General features: G+C 64.6%; 14 protein-coding genes. 9 read left to right on the forward strand and 5 right to left on the reverse strand.

Annotated features, from left to right (window positions below; all coding sequences use genetic code 11):
* Positions 1–4: 4 nt before the first annotated feature.
* Positions 5–1492 carry a Ppx/GppA family phosphatase gene (locus JNM03_RS07335; protein WP_294035721.1) on the forward strand — a complete coding sequence of 496 codons (1488 nt, stop codon included), beginning with the start codon at positions 5–7 and terminating at the stop codon, positions 1490–1492.
* A 24-nt stretch (positions 1493–1516) separates the two neighbouring features.
* On the opposite strand, the gene rnd is transcribed toward JNM03_RS07335, so the two are convergent.
* Entirely contained in the window at positions 1517–2704 is a 1188-nt protein-coding gene (gene rnd / locus JNM03_RS07340; protein ID WP_294035723.1) for a ribonuclease D, read from the reverse strand.
* Between the two features lie 179 nt (positions 2705–2883).
* On the opposite strand from rnd, the gene aspS reads away from it, so the two are divergent.
* The 6 genes from aspS to JNM03_RS07370 all read left to right on the forward strand — a co-directional run bounded on the left by aspS (position 2884) and on the right by JNM03_RS07370 (position 8560).
* Positions 2884–4665 carry an aspartate--tRNA ligase gene (gene aspS / locus JNM03_RS07345; protein ID WP_294035725.1) on the forward strand — a complete coding sequence of 594 codons (1782 nt, stop codon included), beginning with the start codon at positions 2884–2886 and terminating at the stop codon, positions 4663–4665.
* Positions 4666–4667: 2 nt separating this feature from the next.
* Entirely contained in the window at positions 4668–5540 is an 873-nt protein-coding gene (locus JNM03_RS07350; RefSeq protein ID WP_294035726.1) for an alpha/beta hydrolase, read from the forward strand.
* Between the two features lie 108 nt (positions 5541–5648).
* Complete coding sequence (locus JNM03_RS07355) at positions 5649–6530, forward strand: hypothetical protein (protein WP_294035728.1); 882 nt, start codon at positions 5649–5651, stop codon at positions 6528–6530.
* Between the two features lie 69 nt (positions 6531–6599).
* Positions 6600–7385 carry a polyphosphate kinase gene (locus tag JNM03_RS07360; protein ID WP_294035730.1) on the forward strand — a complete coding sequence of 262 codons (786 nt, stop codon included), beginning with the start codon at positions 6600–6602 and terminating at the stop codon, positions 7383–7385.
* A 99-nt stretch (positions 7386–7484) separates the two neighbouring features.
* On the forward strand, positions 7485–8021 hold the full coding sequence (locus JNM03_RS07365; RefSeq protein WP_294035732.1) for a J domain-containing protein: 537 nt from the start codon (positions 7485–7487) through the stop codon (positions 8019–8021).
* A 110-nt stretch (positions 8022–8131) separates the two neighbouring features.
* Positions 8132–8560 carry a hypothetical protein gene (locus tag JNM03_RS07370; RefSeq protein WP_294035734.1) on the forward strand — a complete coding sequence of 143 codons (429 nt, stop codon included), beginning with the start codon at positions 8132–8134 and terminating at the stop codon, positions 8558–8560.
* A 314-nt stretch (positions 8561–8874) separates the two neighbouring features.
* On the opposite strand, the gene mtgA is transcribed toward JNM03_RS07370, so the two are convergent.
* Entirely contained in the window at positions 8875–9588 is a 714-nt protein-coding gene (gene mtgA / locus JNM03_RS07375; protein WP_294035736.1) for a monofunctional biosynthetic peptidoglycan transglycosylase, read from the reverse strand.
* Positions 9589–9652: 64 nt separating this feature from the next.
* Between mtgA and JNM03_RS07380 the strand changes: the two genes are divergently transcribed.
* Positions 9653–10447, forward strand: a complete 795-nt coding sequence (locus JNM03_RS07380) for a transporter (protein ID WP_294035738.1) — start codon at positions 9653–9655, stop codon at positions 10445–10447.
* 15 nt (positions 10448–10462) lie between these two features.
* Here the strand turns inward: JNM03_RS07380 and JNM03_RS07385 are convergent, their stop codons facing one another.
* From JNM03_RS07385 to JNM03_RS07395, 3 genes are all read right to left on the reverse strand, one after another.
* On the reverse strand, positions 10463–10849 hold the full coding sequence (locus JNM03_RS07385; protein ID WP_294035740.1) for a cupredoxin domain-containing protein: 387 nt from the start codon (positions 10847–10849) through the stop codon (positions 10463–10465).
* Positions 10850–10914: 65 nt separating this feature from the next.
* Positions 10915–11817: an RNA polymerase sigma factor RpoH gene (rpoH, locus tag JNM03_RS07390; protein ID WP_294035742.1), complete on the reverse strand. Its 903-nt coding sequence runs from the start codon at positions 11815–11817 to the stop codon at positions 10915–10917.
* A 77-nt stretch (positions 11818–11894) separates the two neighbouring features.
* The gene (locus JNM03_RS07395; RefSeq protein ID WP_294035744.1) at positions 11895–12851 is read right to left on the reverse strand and encodes an RluA family pseudouridine synthase; all 957 of its coding nucleotides are present in this window, start codon (positions 12849–12851) and stop codon (positions 11895–11897) included.
* Between the two features lie 155 nt (positions 12852–13006).
* Between JNM03_RS07395 and JNM03_RS07400 the strand changes: the two genes are divergently transcribed.
* On the forward strand, positions 13007–13648 hold the full coding sequence (locus JNM03_RS07400) for a histidine phosphotransferase family protein (protein WP_294035745.1): 642 nt from the start codon (positions 13007–13009) through the stop codon (positions 13646–13648).
* The last annotated feature ends 142 nt before the right edge of the window (positions 13649–13790 follow it).

Genomic DNA, 13790 nt, shown 5'->3' on the forward strand with positions numbered 1-13790 from the left:
AAAATTGGCCCTCCTCCGCTCCTCCCGCCAAACGGTGCACCGCTCGGCCGTGATCGATATCGGATCGAACTCCGTCCGGATCGTCGTCTATGAAGGGCCAGCGCGCGCGCCGGCCGTGATCTTCAACGAAAAGGTTGCGGCCGGGCTGGGCCGGGGCTTGTCGACCGACGGTCGCATCGCCCCCGAGGACGCCGAGCGCGGCCTGCTGGCGCTGCGGCGATACGCGCTTCTGGCGCGGCATATGGAGGTTCAGGACCTGCAATGCGTTGCCACCGCAGCGGTTCGCGACGCCGAAAACGGTCCCGCCTTCATTGCCGCCGCCGCCGATTCAGGCCTCGCTATCCGCCTGTTGTCGGGCGAGGAGGAGGCTGAGGCGGCGGGATATGGCGTGCTGTCGGCCATTCCCGACGCGCATGGCATCGCGGTCGATCTTGGGGGCGGCAGTCTGGAGCTTGCCGAAGTTGCGCATGGCAAGGTCGGCCGGCGTGCGTCGTTCCCGCTGGGCGTGCTGCGCTTGCCGGCGCTTCGCAAGGATGGCGAGCAGGCCTTCGAGCGCGCGATTCGTAAGATGCTCAAGGCATCGGGCTGGCCGGGTGAGGGCCTTGTCGGCCTGCCGCTCTATCTCGTGGGCGGATCGTGGCGCGCGCTGTCGCGGCTCGACCTTGAACTGACGAAGGATCCGCTGGCGGTTCTCGACCAGCATATATTGCCACGCGGCGCGCTCCGCCGCCTGCTGCGCGCGACCCGGCGGCTCAGCTTCGACGAATTGCGCGCGATTCCGGGTATGGCGTCGAACCGCGCGGCCGCCTTGCCCGACGCGGCAGCGTTGCTCTCCGCGCTCGTCAACATCCTCGACGTCCCCGAAATGACCGTGTCGTCATCGGGCCTGCGCGAGGGCCTGCTCTACCAGTCGCTTGATCAGGATACCCGGGCGCAGGACCCGCTGATCGTCGCGGCCGAGTTCGAAGGGCGCCGCCTTGCGCGTTTTGCGCCGCACGGGCGCGCGATTGCCGACTGGATCGCGCCGCTCTTCGCTGGTGAGTCGCCTGCCGACAGCCGCGTCCGCCTTGCCGCCAGCCTGCTCAGCGATGTCGCCTGGTCGGCCAATCCCGATTTCCGTGCAGAGCGGGGCACTGAAATCGGGCTGCACGGCAATTGGCGCAGCATTGATATTCCGGGCCGGATCCTGCTGGCGCGCGCGCTATATGCCGGATTCGGTGGCGCGGATGCGGAATTTCCGGCGATGGGCAGCCTTGTCGCGCCGGACCGGCTGGCCCGCGCGCGCCAATGGGGGCTCGCCATCCGGCTGGCACAGCGCTTGACGGGAGGGGTGGAGGCGCCGCTCAAGGCCAGCGGCATAACGCTGGTCGATGGCAAGTTGCGGCTTTGCCTTGACGCGGGCTGGCATCATCTTGCGGGCGAATCGGTCGAGCGCCGCCTGCGCATCCTTGCGCAGGCGCTGGACGCCAAGCCGGAACTCACATTGCTCTGATCGCTGCGCCGGAGAGCGCAGCAGTCAAACCTCGCTCGCCGTCGCGGCGTCGATTTCGCTCATCACCAGCTTGCCGTCCTTCACCGCAAAGCCCATGCGGCCCTCGACCAGGTCGAGAGCGGCATGCCCGAACACGTCATGGCGCCAACCCTGCATCATCGGGATGTCGCCGCGTGCTCCGGCGGCGAGCGCTTCCAGATCGTCGCTTCGCGCGATCAGTCGCGCCGCGACATTCAATTCGCGGGCGCGAATCTTGAGCAGCAGCTTCAGCAGGTCGGCAACGAGGACACCTTCCTTGCCGAGGCCCGGCCCGCGGGGCGCGCGGTCGGGCATGTCCTCCTTTGCCATCGGCTTGGCACCCGCAAGGGCGTCCATGAGCCTGCCGCCGATGTCGTTCGATCGCCACGTCGCCGACAGTCCGCGGACGCGGCCAAGGCCATCCTGGTCTTTCGGCGGATGTGCGGCGAGGTCGGCAAGGGTCTCGTCCTTGACGATGCGCCCGCGCGGCAAATTCTTGTTTCGCGCCTCGCGTTCGCGCCATGCGGCCAGCGCCTGCAGGCGCCCGAGCACGTCGGGCTTGCGCGACGGCACCTTGATCCGCTGCCATGCATTGTTGGGATCCAGATCATAGTGCGACGGGTCGGCGAGCTTTTCCATTTCCTCGTCGAGCCAGTGACCGCGTCCGGTCTTGACCAGCTTTTTCAGCATCATCGGGAAAATCTTGGCGAGATGGGTGACGTCGCCGATCGCGTAATCGATCTGTCGCTTGTCGAGCGGCCGCCGGCTCCAGTCGGTGAAACGCGCGCCCTTGTCGAGTTGCAGGCCGATCCAGGCTTCGACGAGGTTCGAATAGCCGACCTGTTCGGCCTGACCCAGCGCCATCTGGCCGATCTGGGTGTCGAAGATCGGGTGCGGGGTCTTGCCCGTGAGGTTGAAGATGATTTCGACGTCCTGCCCGCCGGCATGGAAAACCTTCAGCACATCTTCGTTGTTCACCAGCAGGTCGAGCAGGGGCTTCAGGTCCATCCCCGTCGCCATCGGATCGATCGCTGCGGCATGTTCGCTGTCGGCTACCTGGATCAGGCACAACTCGGGCCAGAAAGTGTTCTCGCGCATGAATTCAGTATCGACCGCGATGAAATCGCTGTTTTTGATCAAATCGACAAATTCGACGAGTGCTGCGCTGGTTTCGATAAGCGGGTGGATTTGCATGAGGGAGCCTATACAGCGATTTGCCGTCGCGGGCAGGAAAAAATACCCGCTCCGGACAAAGTGCAACAAAGGGGTAGACTGGCCCTTCGCGCTTGACAAAAGCGCCGCTGCCCTGCCTTAGGCGCGGCCATATCGGCGCGCTTTTTCCCGCGCGCACTCGACATTGAAAGACGAAAAATATGCACGCCTATCGCACCCATAACTGCGGCCAGCTTCGCGCCGAGGATGTTGGCCACAGCGCCCGCGTCTCCGGCTGGGTGCATCGCAAGCGCGACCATGGCGGGCTCCTCTTCGTCGATCTGCGCGATCATTATGGCCTGACCCAGATCGTCGCCGACAGCAGCGACCCTGCTTTCGCCATGCTCGACGGGCTGCGTGCGGAAAGCGTCGTGACGGTGACCGGCGACGTGATCGCCCGCTCGCCCGAAACGGTGAATGCGAACCTGCCGACTGGCGCGATCGAAGTGCGCGCGCGCGACGTGTCGGTCCAGTCGGTCGCCGCCGAACTGCCGATGCCGGTCGCCGGCGATCAGGAGTATCCTGAGGATATTCGCCTGAAGTACCGCTTTCTCGATCTGCGCCGCGATCGCCTGCACCAGAATATCCTGCTGCGCTCGAACGTCATCGCCAGTCTGCGCCGCCGCATGGTCGATCAGGGTTTCACCGAATATCAGACCCCGATCCTCACCGCTTCGTCGCCGGAGGGCGCACGCGACTATCTGGTGCCGAGCCGTGTCCATCCCGGAAAATTCTACGCGCTTCCGCAGGCGCCGCAGATGTTCAAGCAGCTCCTCATGGTCGCGGGCTTCGATCGCTATTTCCAGATTGCGCCCTGCTTCCGCGACGAAGACGCGCGCGCCGATCGCTCGCCCGGCGAATTCTACCAGCTCGATTTCGAAATGAGCTTCGTCACCCAGGACGACGTCTTCAACGCGATCGAACCCGTCCTTGCGGGCGTGTTCCAGGAATTCGCGAACGGCAAGTCGGTGACCCCGGCCGGCTCGTTCCCGCGCATCCCCTACCGCGAGTCGATGCTTAAGTACGGCAACGACAAGCCGGATCTCCGCAATCCGCTGATCATCACGGACGTCTCGTCGCACTTCACCGGATCGGGCTTCGGGCGGTTTGCCGATATCGTCGCGGCGGGCGACGTGGTGCGCGCGATCCCCGCGCCCGCCACGGCAGAGAAGAGCCGCAAGTTCTTCGACGACATGAACAGTTGGGCACAAGGCGAAGGCTTTGCCGGTCTTGGCTATGCGACGCGCAAGGGTGGCGAATGGGGCGGTCCGATCGCCAAGAACCACGGCACCGACAAGATGGATGCGCTGGCCGCCGAACTCGGCCTCGGTCCGGATGATGGCCTCTTCTTTGCCGCGGGCAAGGAAGCTGTAGCCGCGAAGCTCGCGGGCTTTGCGCGCACCCGCGTTGCCGAACAGCTCGACCTCATCGACCCGGGCAAGTTCGAAATGTGCTGGATTGTCGATTTCCCGATGTTCGAGGCCGATGAAGAGACCGGCAAGATCGATTTCAGCCACAACCCCTTCTCGATGCCGCAGGGCGAGCTGGAAGCGCTAGAGACGAAGGACCCGCTCGACATCCTCGCGTGGCAGTACGACATCGTCTGCAACGGCGTCGAACTGTCGTCGGGCGCGATCCGGAACCATCGCCCCGACATCATGTACAAGGCGTTCGAGATCGCGGGATATTCGCAGGCCGACGTCGACATCAATTTCGCGGGGATGATCAACGCCTTCAAGTTTGGCGCCCCGCCGCATGGCGGTTCGGCACCGGGCGTCGATCGCATCGTGATGCTGCTGGCCGACGAACCGAACATCCGCGAAGTCGTCGTCTTCCCGATGAACCAGAAGGCCGAGGATCTGATGATGGGCGCGCCGGCGCCGGTCAGTGACAAGCAGCTCAAGGAACTTCACATCCGCCTGGTGGACGGCCCGAAGAGCTGAATGTGAGCGAACCCCGGGAGCATCTGCTGGCGACGCCCGACGGCGACATCTGCTGGTTCGAATGGGGCGAGCGGGGCGACCGGGCTTCGGTCCTGCTCCTTCATGCGACGGGCTTTCACGCGCGCCTTTGGGATCAGGTCGTTGCGGCGCTGCCCGTGGGCACGCACGTCATCGCGCCTGACCATCGCGGTCACGGCCGCAGTTACAAGCCGGCCACATTGTCCGATTGGGCTGCGACCTCGGACGTGCTGCTGCCGCTCGTCGATCGCTTCGCCGGCACGCCGCTCGTTGGCTGCGGGCACAGCATGGGCAGTTACGTGCTGAGCCGTCTCGCGGCCGAGCGCCCCGATGCATTCCGGCACATCGTCCTGATCGACCCCGTCATCATGGACCCGGTCTTTTATGCGCATGCGGCCGGGCAAGCCGTTGCCGATCCGTCGGAGCATCCGGTCGCGCGGCGCCGCAATCGCTGGGGCGGGTGGGAAGCAATGCTCGAAAGCTTTGCCGAACGGCCACCCTATGCGCACTGGCGGTCCGACGTTCTCGCCGATTACTGCCGCTATGGCCTGCGGCCCGCCGATGACGGGGACGGGTGGGAACTCGCGTGTCCGCCGCGGCTCGAAGCGTCGGTATATCTGGGTGCGGCGCATACCGACCCCTATGCTTGGCTCGGCCGGATCACGGCCCCGTCGAGCGTGATCCGCGCGCGCACGGGCGACCGGACGAGCAATCTCGATTTCTCGGTGAGTCCCGCCTGGCCCGGCCTGGGTGAGAGGCTCGGCGCGGTGCGTGACGAACAATGGGCCGAGCATAGCCATTTCATCCCGATGGAAGCGCCGCAGCGCCTCGCCGACCTCGTCGCCGCTACGCTTTGACACGTCGGGCGGGCTGCGATAGCCCACCAGCGGGCCGATCGACCGGGGGGGTAAGTCATGCTGCGTCCGCTGTTTGCTGCGACAATTTTGTGTCTTGCTGCGCCGGCCATGGCCGAAACACTGCCGATCAGCGGCAGCGACCCCGCTTCCGCAAACGTCAACGACCTGCTCCGTCTGGCGGTCGACCGCTTCGAGGGCACGGACGGCGCCGCCGTGGCGCAAAGGCTGGAGGCGGCCCTTGGCGCCGCGCGCTTCGACGGCCGTTCCTATTACCGGATCGTCGCGCCCGAATCGGGCGCCCCCATCGATGCTCTGCTCACCGGTACGACACGCGCGGCAGTCGAGGAGGTGCCCGTTACCGAGAAGCGCAAGAAGTGCACGGAATATGACCCGGCCGACAAGAACAAGTGCGTGAAGGAGGTCGAGGTCGATATTCGTTGCCGGCGCCGTACGATCACCGTTACGACGACAGCGCGCCTCGTCGCGATCAAGGATGGATCAATCCGTTACACGCGGCCACTCAGCGCGCGGGACCAGCAGACTTGGTGTCCCGATCGCGCGGCATCGCGCACCGCCGAAGACTATGTCGAGTGGGCCGAAGGTGATCAGGTGCAGGCGATCCGCCGCGACCTTGCGCCCATCGGCTATGCTATCGATGTTCGCGTAGACGAGAATCGCAAGGGCCTTGCGAAGCCGGCCGCCGACAGCTTCAAGGAGGCGGTCCGCCTGACCAAGAGCGATCCGTCCGCGGCCTGCGAGGCCTGGGCGGGTTTGACCCGCGCCGCGGAGCCAACGGCGGCGCTTGCCTTCAACCTTGGACTCTGCGCCGAGATGGATCGCGACTTCGACGCGGCGATCGACTGGTACGGGCAGGCGCAACGCCTCGGGTCCAAAAATCGCGATATCGGCGAAGGGATCGCGCGCATCGACCGGCATCGCCGCGCGTTAGCCGACTGGGCCGCGCGCAAGCGGCTGATGGGCGTGAACTGACCCCATTGTACCGTAAACGGACACATCGCACGCTTGGTCCGGCGCCTGCGCGTCGCTAGGGTGGGCGGCATGACCATCTCGCTTTCCGACTATGAATCCGGCGCCAAATATGACGGCGCCTATGCTGGCGATCTGGCCGCGCTCGAGGATCGGCTCGAACGGCTACAGGCCGCGCATATCATCCATGGACAGCGCAGCGTCATCATGTTCGAAGGCTGGGACGCGGCGGGCAAGGGCGGTATCATCCAGCGGCTGACGGCCTCGCTCGACCCGCGTTATTTCGAAGTGTGGCCGATCGCCGCGCCGAGTGAAGAGGAAAAGGCCCGGCACTTCCTCTGGCGTTTCTGGAAGCGGCTGCCCGGCAACCGCGAAATCTCGATCTTCGACCGGAGCTGGTACGGGCGGGTGCTTGTCGAGCGGGTCGAGGGCTATGCGGCCGAGGCCGAGTGGCGCAAGGGCTATGACGAAATCAACGAATTCGAGGCGCAACTCACCGGCAGCCGTACGAATCTCGTCAAGCTGTTCGTTCACATCACGCAAAAGGAGCAGGACGAACGTTTCGCCGATCGGCTCAACGATCCGTGGAAGCGCTGGAAGACAGGCGCTGACGACTATCGGAACCGGGCGAAACGCAAGGATTATCTCGCCGCGATGGGGGAGATGTTCCAGCAGACCGACACCCGTTGGGCGCCGTGGAAGGTGATCGACGGCAACAACAAGAAGGCGGCCCGGATCGCGGCCCTGACCCATATCGTCGAAGTTCTGGAGGCCGCGGTGCCGATGACGCCACCCGACCTCGATCCGGCTGTCGCCAAGCTGGCGTACAAGGCGTTCGGCTACGCACCGAAAGATTGAGCAGTCGTCCATTCCCGTTGCGCGGCGATGGTAAGGTAACGGGCCTTTTTCGGGCACCCCGCCTAGCCATTTCGCGTCCCAGTCGCTACATGGGGCAAGATGAGCCGCGCCAAGAGATCCGATGACTGGGGTTTTCCCCGCTGGCGCCCCTATGGCTCCTCGCGTGAGGCGCAGAAGGTGCGCTTGTGCGATCGCCACGGCTGCACCTCTCCCGGAAACTGCCCGGCGCCCAAGTCGCCGAACAGCCCGGAACGCTGGTATTTCTGCGAAGCGCACGCCGCCGAATATAATCGCGGCTGGGATTATTTTGCCGGCCTCAGCGCCGAAGATGCGGCCGAACGGGCCGCGGATGAAGCACGCGGTGCACGCAGCTACGCCCGGGCGCAGCATTACGCCTGGGGCGGATCGGGCGACGGCAGCCGCAGTGCCGACGAGATGCGCGCACTCGAAGTTCTCGACCTCGAACCCGATGCCGATTTCGAGGCGACGAAGAAGGCGTGGCGCAACCTTGCGAAGGAATGCCACCCCGACGTCAAGCCAGGCGATGCCGAGGCGGCGAAGCGCTTCGCCGCGGGGCAGGCGGCGTTCGAGGTGCTGAAACAGGCCGAAGATCGGCGGAGTTGGAAGCCGGCCTGAATTTTTTCGGCAATGCCGCCGTGTCGCTGTCACCTTTTGTCGCTTTCGCCATCCAATCCCCACTAGCTTTCGCGGGTGCGCGAAAGGAGGCCATCAGGGGAGCAAGAAAAGTGCGAGCAATCACGACGGTCATTCTAAGTGCGGCGTTGGCGACGTCGGCCTCTGCACAATCGATCGCGCCGCAAAGCGGACCACTCAGCCGGCCCGAGGGTGTCGTTGGTGTCGGCCTGACGGTCCCGTTTGGCGGCGCTCGCCACAAGGAAGCCCCGCGCGTTGAGCTGCGCCTTTCGCGCGACAGCGTGAATTTTGACGGCAGTCGCCAGTCGAGCACGGTCGGCTGGCAGCCGATGGAAGCGCGGATCGGCATCGCGCTGGCGCCCGACCACAAGCTGACGGTCAACGGGAAATCGGTCGAGACCGACCGACGGCAGGGCGTGTCGACGGTCGGCTGGGTCGCCATCGGCGTGGGTGTTGTCGCGGTCGCGGCAGGGGCGTGGTTCTTCAACGCGATGGAAGAAGCGTCGCGCCATAGCGACTAGGGTCCTGACCCTAGGCGCAGCTTCGCAACCGCATGGCGGCCGACCACCTCGCGACGGGCCGCCGAGCCATATTCTGCGATGTATCGGGCGGTCTGTAACCTTTTTCCGCGATCGGCATCTAATTCACCGAGCAACGCCTGCACGCCCGAAAGGATGGGAGCAGCGCGCGGCCGGTGGGCCAGGAACAGATGATCGTGGTTGCGGCGTTGGTCAGTCCGACGCCGGATCGCGGATGACGAAATTAGGGGATCTCGACGAGTGGCTGGGTCGCCATTGGGGTCGGGATCGTGGCGATCGGGGCGGGGATCGCCACATTATTTGTAGATGCAGGCGTCGAGTCCGTCGCGGCCGACGACACCGATCCGGGCCCGGATCGAGTTGCCATAGCGCCGTGTGAATCCCGACGGGCTTATCGCTTCGCGCTTCTTTGGCAGCGGCAGGATGGCGGCGATGCGTGCCGCTTCCTGCGGGGTCAGCCGCGCCGCGCCGTGCTTGAAATAGCGCTGGGCACCGGCCTCTACGCCATAGGTTCCGACGCCGGTTTCGGCGACGTTCAGATAAACCTCCATGATCCGGCGTTTGCCCCAGATCGTTTCGATCAGGAAGGTGAACCACACTTCGGGGACCTTGCGGATATAGCGGGTCCAGCCGCTGCCCTGCCACAGGAAGACGTTCTTGGCGGTCTGCTGGCTGATCGTCGATCCGCCGCGCTTGCGTTTGCCCTTGGCGTTGCGTTCGATTGCCTGTTCGATCGCTTCGCGGTCGAAGCCGTCGTGGCTGCAGAATTTGCCGTCCTCGGCCGCGATCGCGGCGCGCACCATGGTCCGGTCGATATGCGAGAGGCTTGTCCAGTCCTTGGTAATGCCGTTGGCGTCGAAGAGCATCGTGAGCGTCACCGGCGGCGGCACCACCGCATAGACGAGCACCCAAAGGACCGAAAGGAGGATGAAGCCAAAGACGATCTTGGCCGTCGTCTTGAAAAGTCCTCCCGTCGTCGGCTTCGCGCGCGTCTTGCTTTTTCTTGGCATCGGTTTGGCGTAGTCCAGCAGGATGCAAAGGAAAAGGCCCGATCGTCGCCGAAGGCCCGGCGTCATGCTCAGCACTTTCGCGTTGTTGGCGGGGCTCGCGACAAGCGCCGCGGCCGCGGCCGAAGAAGGACGCGACCTCTGCCCCGATCGGCCGGGTCTCGGAACTCCGCCTTGCACCGTCGAGCCAGGCAGAGTGGTCTTCGAACTCGGGCTCGCCGACTGGGCCCGCCAGGACGACGGTGCGCAGCGTACCGACACGATCCTGACCGGCGAGGCGCTGGTCCGCGTAGGCCTGACCTTGTCGCTGGAGGCACAGGTGGCCTGGACCGCGCTCGGGCACGTGCGCGAACGCGACGCCGTGCTCGGCACCACCCGTCGCCGGACCCATGCCGGCGACGTGACGGTCGCGCTAAGGCAGAATCTGCACAATCCCGACGGATCGGGTTTTTCGATTGCTGCCATGCCCTATGCAAACCTGCCGACGGGCGGTGAGGAGGTAGGCGCGGGCGATTGGGGCGCGGGGCTGCTCGTTCCGATTGCCATCGATGCAGGGACGGTATCGATCGGGCTGACGCCGCATGTTGATGCGGCGGTCGATGCCGACGGCGATGGCCGTCATTTCACCTATGGCACCGTGGCGGGGCTGGGCTTTGACCTGTCCGATACGGTGTCGATGTCGACCGAAATGTCCGTCACGCGCGACCGCGACCCGGCTGGCCATACGACCGAATGGCTCGCGGGGTTGTCGGCGGGGTGGCAGCCTCAGGAGGATAGCCAGTGGGATATCGGCCTGAACCTCGGGCTCAACCGCGACAGTCCGGACTTTCAGTTGTACGCGGGATACGTCCGGCGCTTCTGAGGCCGCGCCGATCGATCAATCGACCACGACCTTGCCGGTCATGCCCATCGTCGCATGCAAAAAGTGCGAGCAATGCACATCATATGTTCCGGCGTGCGGAACCAGCGTCACGTCGACGCTGTCACCCTTGCCCAGCGCAACGCGCCCCTTCGCGCCGCCCACGCGAGCACGGTTCGCCGCATCCATCGTGGCGGCGGCAAAGAATGTTTCGGCAGTGAAGTCGTGCCCACCCGATCCGGTGTTGACGAAATGGATGGTCACGCCCTCGCCGGCGCGAAGATGCAGTTCGGCGGGCGCATAGCTGAAATTCGCCATCGTCACCGTCACCTTTGCCGGCGCTTCGGCGGCGGTGACGGGAGTGGACAGGACGGCGGCGAATATTGCTAACGGCACGAAACGCATGGCACAGACTCCTTCACAGCCGGGGGGATCCCGGCTCAAGTCGGCCCCGCATTGTTCCGCCCGGTTCAGGCGCCGACCAGCCGCCGGTCGCCCGCGAGCTTCAGCATCGCCTTTTGCAGCTTTTCGAACGCGCGCACTTCGATCTGACGGACACGCTCGCGGCTGACGTCATACACCTGGCTCAGATCCTCGAGCGTCTTGGGGTCGTCGGTCAGGCGGCGTTCGGTCAGAATGTGACGTTCGCGTTCGCCCAGCGTTTCCAGCGCTTCGTTCAACAGCGAGTGGCGCACATCGCGTTCCTGCGCTTCCGCGACGCGCTCGTCCTGCAACGGGCCTTCGTCGCCAAGCAGATCCTGCCACTGGCTGTCGCCATCCTCGCCCATCGGGACGTTCAGCGACGTGTCGCCGCCCATCGCCATGCGGCGGTTCATGCTGACGACCTCGTCCTCGGTCACGCCGAGGTCGGTGGCGATCTTGGCGACATGTTCGGGGCTGAGGTCGCCGTCCTCGAAGGCTTCGAGGTTATTCTTCATCCGGCGCAGGTTGAAGAACAGCTTCTTCTGCGCCGCCGTGGTGCCCATTTTCACGAGGCTCCACGACCGGAGGATGAATTCCTGGATCGAGGCGCGAATCCACCACATGGCGTAGGTCGCAAGGCGGAATCCGCGTTCGGGATCGAACTTCTTCACCCCCTGCATCAATCCAATATTGCCCTCGCTGATCAGCTCGCTGACCGGCAGGCCATAACCGCGATAGCCCATCGCGATTTTCGCGACGAGGCGGAGGTGCGAGGTGACGAGCTGTGCCGCAGCCTCATTGTCGCCATGCTCCTGAAAGCGCTTGGCGAGCATATATTCCTGCTCGGGCGTCAGCAGCGGAAATTTGCGGATTTCGGCCAGATAGCGGTTCAGGCTCGCCTCACCGCCGAGCGCGGGCACCACTGCCGGAACATTGCTTTTGTTAGCCATGACGTCTTCCCTAATTTTTCAGAGGAGAAATATGCCGCGGTTGGGTCCGGCGGTCGAGATAGATTTTCATTCGAAACTTAAACACGCAATTCATCGATCAGTTCCCGCATATCGGCGGGGATGTCACTGTCGAGCGCGACTGCGATACCGGTAACCGGATGAATAAAACCCAAATGGGCCGCATGCAACGCCTGACGCGCGAAATTACGGGCTTTTAATATATCGGACAGCGGCTTCCGGGCGCGTCCATAGACCGGGTCGCCGAGCAGCGGGTGACCGATATGCGCCATATGGACGCGAACCTGATGGGTCCGTCCGGTTTCGAGCCGGCATTCGACCAGCGTCGCGTTCTTCAGCGGTTCGATCGTTCGGTAGTGGGTGACCGCATGCTTGCCGCGCCCGGCGGCAACGACCGCCATCTTCTTGCGGTTGGTGCTCGATCGGCCAAGGTTCGCATCGACAGTACCGTTCGCGGGGATCGGACGCCCGCTTGCGAGCGCGAGATAGCGGCGGTCGATGCTGTGCGCGGCGAATTGCTTCGCGAGGCCTTCGTGCGCCTTGTCGTGCTTTGCTGCGACGATCAGCCCGCTGGTGTCCTTGTCGATCCGGTGCACGATGCCCGGCCGCGCGACGCCACCGATCCCCGAAAGCTGACCCGCGCAGTGATGGAGCAGCGCATTGACCATCGTGCCGTCGAGATTGCCTGCGGCTGGGTGGACGACCATCCCCGCCGGTTTGTCGACGACGATCAGATGTTCGTCCTCATAAGCGATGACGAGGCCCATATCCTGCGCGACATTGTGCGCCGCAGCCGGGGCGGGGATACGCAGCTTCAGCGTCGCGGCGGCCGCGGCCTTGGCCGAGGGGTCCCACAACACGGTTCCCGTCGCATCGGCGACGCGGCCGCCCTTGATCAACGTCTTCAGGCGTTCGCGCGAAATCTCGGGAATCGCCTCGGCCAGCGCCCGGTCGAGCCGCAGTCCGACCGCGCTCTCCGAAAGTGTCACGGCAAGTATTTCGTCGTCCCCCAACATTGCACGCGATGTGGGGCCGAACTGCGGAAATTCAAGATGGCTGGATGGGGTGGAGCGGCGCTCGACGCGGCTTCGCCCTTGCTCTCGCCCCCGCGCCTGTCTTAGGGAACAAGCGCGAACCGGAAAGGTCTGGTCTGCGGGGAGTGCATCCATCCATGTCCGACGATCGCGTCGATTTCGCGTCCATGCTGGCTTCGCGGCTGTGCCATGACCTGCTCAGCCCGGTCGGCGCCTTCGCCAACGGGCTCGAACTGCTTGCCGACGAAAAGGACCCCGACATGCGGGCCCGCTGCATCGACCTGCTCGAACAGAGTGCACGGACGTCGGCCAACAAGTTGAAATTCTTCCGCCTGGCGTTCGGTTCGGCCGGCGGCTTCGGGGAACTGGTGCCCGCCGACGAAGCGAAATCGGCTATCCAGGGGATCATCGGCGATCGGGCCATCGATCTCAACTGGATGATCGGCAGCGATCCGCTGCCGAAACCGGCTGTCAAAATCATCCTCAACCTGTCGCTGCTGCTCGTCGATGCGCTGGTACGTGGCGGGCGCCTCGATATCGGGTGCGAAAACCAGGGTGGCGATACCGAAATCGCGCTGCATGTCGAGGCTGATCGCATCTTCCTCGATGCCGATGTCGAACGGATATTGGCCGACGGCGAGGGCGCGAGCGCGATGACGTCGCGCACCGCGCCGGCCGTTCTTGTTCAGGCCGTCGCGAAACAGAATGACGGTACGGTCATGCTCGCGCGCGAGACGCCGACCTCCCTGCTGGTCGGGGCCGTTCTGCGCGGCCGCTGACCCTATTTGAATCCGACCTCGAGCGCGACGAAAGCCGATTGGCGATCGTCCGCGATTTCCTTCTGTCGGATCCGAAAAAAGCAAACCGTCCATTAACCATTGTCCGCCATTGTGAGCCCGAGATTTTGGGGCGCACCGGTAC

It is taken from the genome of Sphingopyxis sp. (assembly GCF_016793825.1).
Classification (GTDB): domain Bacteria; phylum Pseudomonadota; class Alphaproteobacteria; order Sphingomonadales; family Sphingomonadaceae; genus Sphingopyxis.

Excerpts from the sequence above, each read along its gene's own strand:
- JNM03_RS07385 (WP_294035740.1), bottom strand. The coding sequence starts at position 10,849 with ATGCGTTTCGTGCCGTTAGCAATATTCGCCGCCGTCCTGTCCACTCCC.
- mtgA (WP_294035736.1), bottom strand. The coding sequence starts at position 9,588 with ATGCCAAGAAAAAGCAAGACGCGCGCGAAGCCGACGACGGGAGGACTT.
- JNM03_RS07395 (WP_294035744.1), bottom strand. The coding sequence starts at position 12,851 with ATGTTGGGGGACGACGAAATACTTGCCGTGACACTTTCGGAGAGCGCG.
- JNM03_RS07380 (WP_294035738.1), top strand. The coding sequence starts at position 9,653 with ATGCTCAGCACTTTCGCGTTGTTGGCGGGGCTCGCGACAAGCGCCGCG.
- rpoH (WP_294035742.1), bottom strand. The coding sequence starts at position 11,817 with ATGGCTAACAAAAGCAATGTTCCGGCAGTGGTGCCCGCGCTCGGCGGT.
- JNM03_RS07355 (WP_294035728.1), top strand. The coding sequence starts at position 5,649 with ATGGCCGAAACACTGCCGATCAGCGGCAGCGACCCCGCTTCCGCAAAC.
- aspS (WP_294035725.1), top strand. The coding sequence starts at position 2,884 with ATGCACGCCTATCGCACCCATAACTGCGGCCAGCTTCGCGCCGAGGAT.
- JNM03_RS07365 (WP_294035732.1), top strand. The coding sequence starts at position 7,485 with ATGAGCCGCGCCAAGAGATCCGATGACTGGGGTTTTCCCCGCTGGCGC.
- rnd (WP_294035723.1), bottom strand. The coding sequence starts at position 2,704 with ATGCAAATCCACCCGCTTATCGAAACCAGCGCAGCACTCGTCGAATTT.
- JNM03_RS07360 (WP_294035730.1), top strand. The coding sequence starts at position 6,600 with ATGACCATCTCGCTTTCCGACTATGAATCCGGCGCCAAATATGACGGC.
- JNM03_RS07400 (WP_294035745.1), top strand. The coding sequence starts at position 13,007 with ATGTCCGACGATCGCGTCGATTTCGCGTCCATGCTGGCTTCGCGGCTG.